General features: G+C 39.6%; 4 protein-coding genes. 3 read left to right on the forward strand and 1 reads right to left on the reverse strand.

All coding sequences use genetic code 11. The features are described 5' to 3' along the window. The 3 genes from ABWO41_RS16125 to ABWO41_RS16135 form a co-directional block, all read left to right on the forward strand. Nucleotides 1–1,288, forward strand: a 1,288-nt coding sequence (locus ABWO41_RS16125) for a sialate O-acetylesterase (RefSeq protein ID WP_353140239.1), incomplete at its 5' end; no start/stop codon positions are given. Between the two features lie 177 nt (nt 1,289–1,465). Beyond that, nucleotides 1,466–2,347, forward strand: coding sequence for a carbohydrate kinase family protein (locus ABWO41_RS16130; RefSeq protein WP_353140241.1), 882 nt, complete (start codon nt 1,466–1,468; stop codon nt 2,345–2,347). Further along, on the forward strand, nt 2,344–2,862 hold the full coding sequence (locus tag ABWO41_RS16135; protein WP_353140242.1) for a GNAT family N-acetyltransferase: 519 nt from the start codon (nt 2,344–2,346) through the stop codon (nt 2,860–2,862). The genes ABWO41_RS16130 and ABWO41_RS16135 overlap by 4 nt, the downstream gene beginning before the upstream one ends. Before the next feature lie 15 nt (nt 2,863–2,877). Here the strand turns inward: ABWO41_RS16135 and ABWO41_RS16140 are convergent, their stop codons facing one another. After that, complete coding sequence (locus tag ABWO41_RS16140) at nt 2,878–3,348, reverse strand: methionine-R-sulfoxide reductase (RefSeq protein WP_353140244.1); 471 nt, start codon at nt 3,346–3,348, stop codon at nt 2,878–2,880. Nucleotides 3,349–4,096: the final 748 nt, after the last annotated feature.

Genomic DNA, 4,096 nt, shown 5'->3' on the forward strand with positions numbered 1-4,096 from the left:
TGTATCCATTTGGGGAAAATCAGCAAAAGCCAAAGCTGTAACATTGCGTACAAGCTGGAGTAGGAAAATATACACTGTAAAAAGCAATGAAGCTGGTGAATGGGACATCAGTATCCAGACACCAAAAGCAGGAGGCCCTTATCAAATACTACTTAATGATGGCGACGAAACTATTTTAGATGATGTTTTGATAGGCGAAGTTTGGATTGCATCGGGACAATCCAATATGGAGATGCCATTGAAAGGCTTTTCTAATCAGAAAATTCAGGGAGGTGAAGAGCTTATCAATAACGCTGCAAATAAGAAGATCCGATTGTTTAAGAGCAATACCACATCGAAAGGGCTACCTCAGAAAGATATAGCAGGAAAGTGGCAACACGCTTCGCCCCAATCTGCAACCAATTTTAGTGCTGTTGCCTACTATTTTGCATATCAACTAGAAAAAGAACTGAAAGTTCCGATAGGAATTATACAGGTCGCGTGGGGCGGGACTGCTATACAGGGATGGATGAGCCGCGAAAGTCTGCAATCATTTTCTGCCGTAAACTTACCTGCAGAAGAAGACAAAACTTTTAGTAATAAAAATACACCTGTAGGTCTGTTCAACGGCATGATAAATCCCATAATTCCGTATAAGGCCAAAGGATTTATCTGGTATCAGGGAGAACATAATGTTAAAGACCCCGGTTTGTATGCCAAACTCTTTCCGGCAATGGTGAAAGATTGGAGGCACAGATGGCAAAGCGGAAGCATGACTTTCTTATATGCGCAGATAGCTCCCTGGGATTATAAAAGTGCCAATTGGAAAGCTCCTTATTTAAGGGAAGCACAACTGCATGCATTAAAAGAAATTCCTAATTCAGGCATGGCAGTATTGTTAGATATAGGAGAAGAAAAAGACATTCATCCGGCGGCAAAAAAGCCGGTAGCAGACAGATTTTTTAAACTGGCCATGGCTAAGGCCTATGGTAAAAAGATTCCCTATTCAGGACCTGTATATAAAAGAATGGAAATACAGGACGATAAAATTAAGCTACATTTTGACTATGCCGAAGGGCTCTATTTTAAAGATAGCATTTCAGAGAATTTCGAAATAGCAGGTGCAGATAAAACTTTTTATCCGGCAAAAGCCCGGATAGAGAAAGGTAATACCCTAATAGTTTATTCAGAACGGGTTAAAGAGCCGGTATCTGTTCGTTATGCATTCAAAGGATGGGTGGTTGGAGATATGTTCAATAAATACAATCTGCCGGCATCTTCATTCAGGACCGACAGCTGGAATTATTAATCAGAAGGAATAAACAGCATAAACTTGATCCAGGTGAATTTTTTTTGTGGAAGGGAACCTGATAGTACCACTGTGGAGTCGATTGTTCTAAAACATTAGGAGATACCTTTTAAAACATTTGGGAATAAAAACAACGAGTTTTACCTTGTCAGGATAAATCTTATAATTGCCATCAATATGAAAAAGATCTTATGTTTTGGGGAAGTGCTTTGGGACATATTGCCAAATGGACATAAAAAAATAGGAGGGGCACCGCTAAATGTAGCCTATCATCTAAAAAAATTAGGGATAGACTCTGGGATAATAAGCAGAGTTGGGAGTGACAAAGAAGGCGATAGACTGATCCGGTTTATAGAAGAGCTATCGTTGCCCTATCACTTGATTCAAAAAGACAAACAGTACCAAACAGGAAAAGCCATAGCAACATTGGCTGGACCGAATGAAATGGTTTACGATATAGTCTCTCCGGTAGCGTGGGATTTTATTTCTTTTGAAGACCAACATAAAAATATCTTAAAAAAGACAGATGCACTGGTTTATGGAAGTCTCGCTTGCCGGAATGATGTTTCAAGAAAAACATTGTATCAAATGTTAGCGTATGTCGAATACAAGGTTTTTGATATTAATATACGCAAACCCTATGCAGATATGTCGGTCATTCAATATCTACTGTCACAATCGGATTTGGTTAAGCTGAACGAAACAGAAACTGTAATTTTAGGCGAGCATTTTGCTCTTGGGAAATCCGAAAATCAAATTGTTGATGGAATTTTTAAAAACTTCGCAGTAAAAGAGATCTTGGTAACTAAAGGGGAGCAAGGTGGTAGCTATTACGATCATAACCAAAAACTGGATTATGAGGCGAAGAAAGTAAAAGTTAAAGATACTGTGGGAAGTGGCGACTCTTTCCTTGCAGGTTTCTTAAGCGAACGTGTAAGCGGATCGGATATTATTAAATGCCTTGATACTGCTTCGAGATTGTCTGGGTTAGTTACTTCCCTAGAAGGCGGTTGCCCGGAGTATGATATTTTGGAAATAGAAGATAGATTCTTGAAATGATAGAAATAAGAAAGGAACAGCCTGCGGATTACCCGGCCATTTATCATGTTAATCAGTCTGCATTCGGACGAAATGCCGAGGCTCGCCTGGTGAATTCGCTAAGAAAAAATAATAATGTTTTTATTCCCGATCTGTCATTAGTGGCTGTTGATGGCGAAAATGTTGTGGGACATATCCTTTTTACGAAGATTAAAATTGATGATGGCGGCGTTGAACACGACAGTTTGAGCTTAGCTCCTATGGCTGTATTGCCCGTTTATCAAAAACAAGGTATAGGAACCAGATTAATTAAAAAGGGTTTATCAGAAGCTAAAAATTTAGGCTATCATTCTGTTGTCGTATTAGGACATGAAGGTTATTATCCAAAACACGGTTTCGATAAAGCATCCAATTATAATATAAATGCTCCGTTCGAGGTCCCGGAAGCCGCATTTATGTGTATTGCTTTAATAGAAGATGGACTGAAAGGAATAAACGGAACTGTGCGTTACCCAAAGGAATTTGATGCAGTTTAGTTCGGATATATCTACTTATCTTGCTTTATCAGGAATAAAGGCCATGGATACAGAATTTACGCAGTGTCTGGTGTTTTTTTGCGTAAAGCCTTCGCCATAAAAAACATGCCCCAGATGACCTTTGCATTTCGAGCATATAATTTCTATTCTGCGGCCATCTGCATCTCTGATTTTCATAACGGCACCCTTAATTTCATCATCAAAGCTTGGCCAGCCACATTCTGAATCAAATTTATCTTCCGATCTGTACAGAGGCGAATTACATCTCTTACAGATATAAATTCCTTTTTGCTTATTGTTTAGCAACTTACCAGAATAAGGCGCTTCTGTGCCTTTATAAATAATCACCTGTTCTTCTTCTTTAGTAAGTTTATTGTACGTTGTAGAAGAGGAGGGGGCAGCTGCCGAATTTTTCTTCTCTTGTCCACAAGCACTCAGACTTATGATTAAAAGGAAAAGGGAGATTAAAGAAGATACTGTTTTCATGATTAAATCAATAACAAATTTAACGCAAAAAAGATTGAAATATGATTTTAGTTAGTTAGTTAGTTATGCATAGTAGAAGAGGATTGTCCTGTTTCAACTGTTCTGCTGAAGACGGGAAGCATCTTATTGCGTGAGTGATACCTTTCTTATGGGGTTTTTCCCTACAGTCAAAATGACGAACCTTACCTGTCCTCGTCTGTTTGTAGAGTTAAATGAAGAGTCTCTATAAATTATCAAATGAAAACGGGTCTTCAGACTCGCTTTATTGACATAATCTTTCCAGCAGTGTCTCTGTAAGGACACTGCGTTAATCGTTTAAATCTATAGCTGCGACAAATGCTAATTGTCCTGCGCTCTTGCCTTTCCAGCCTCATGACCGGCCGGGTCTAGCCACTTTTCCGCTGAAAAGTAGCCAAAAAGCTGTTTCAATCCCGATATGCCTTCACACATCTCCCCGCTCATCAAAAAGCATCTGTGCTGTCTTTTTGCTGTCAGCAGGTTATGAATGTTGAGGCTAATTCGAACGCAAAACCACTTCGAGCCAAAGGCTTCCCTTCGGGATTAGGATGCTTGGCAGTACTAAGTGCTGTTGCCTGCAGCTGCTTTTTGATTTATCCGGCAAGGGGGGATTGAAAGGTGCTCTTAGCCATGGAAGTGTCTGTTGAATGATATTTCCTTGCATGTGGAATCTCATCTTTCCAGCAGTGTCTCTGTAAGGCTAATGTGTAAGGACGCTGCGTTAATAGTC

This window comes from Pseudopedobacter sp., from assembly GCF_040392825.1.
Taxonomy (GTDB): domain Bacteria; phylum Bacteroidota; class Bacteroidia; order Sphingobacteriales; family Sphingobacteriaceae; genus Pseudopedobacter.